Origin of the sequence: Paracoccus aeridis, from assembly GCF_004923205.2 — a bacterium.
Taxonomy (GTDB): Bacteria; Pseudomonadota; Alphaproteobacteria; order Rhodobacterales; family Rhodobacteraceae; genus Paracoccus; species Paracoccus aeridis.
Genome location: NZ_SELD02000025.1, coordinates 1 through 645 on the forward strand (window position 1 = coordinate 1; position 645 = coordinate 645).

At 62.8% G+C, this 645-nt stretch carries 1 protein-coding gene; it reads left to right on the top strand.

What is annotated here, in order from left to right; genetic code table 11:
* Positions 1 to 627: IS21-like element helper ATPase IstB (istB, locus tag ELI80_RS09570; protein WP_136651269.1), on the top strand; the 627-nt coding region annotated here is incomplete at its 5' end.
* Between the last annotated feature and the right edge of the window lie 18 nt (positions 628 to 645).

Sequence of the window (645 nt, forward strand, 5' to 3'; positions counted from 1 at the left end):
GTGCGCTCCATCGCCTATCACATGAAGGCCGCGCGCTTCCCGGCCTACAAGGATCTCGCCGGCTTCGACTTCTCGGCCAGCGAGATCAACGAAGCCACGGTGCGCCAGCTCCACCGCTGCGAGTTCATCGATGGCGCACAGAACGTCGTGCTGATCGGCGGGCCGGGCACCGGCAAGACCCATGTCGCGACCGCCCTGGGCATTCAGGCCATCGAACACCATCGCCGAAAGGTCCGCTTCTTCTCCACCATCGAACTCGTCAACGCGCTCGAGCAGGAGAAAGCCAGGGGCAAGGCCGGGCAGATCGCGGAAAGCCTGACCCGGCTCGATCTCGTGATCCTGGACGAACTGGGCTATCTGCCCTTCAGCGCCTCAGGCGGTGCGCTGCTCTTCCATCTCCTGAGCAAGCTCTATGAACGCACCAGCGTTGTCATCACCACCAACCTGAGCTTCAGCGAATGGGCCAGCGTCTTCGGCGACGCCAAGATGACCACCGCGCTGCTCGATCGCCTCACCCACCGCTGCCACATCCTGGAGACAGGAAACGACAGCTTCCGCTTCAAGGCAAGCTCAGCCGCAGCAGCCAGGAAAACGAAGGAGGGCACCCATGCCTTGACCCAGACATGACCCCAGCCGCATGACTAA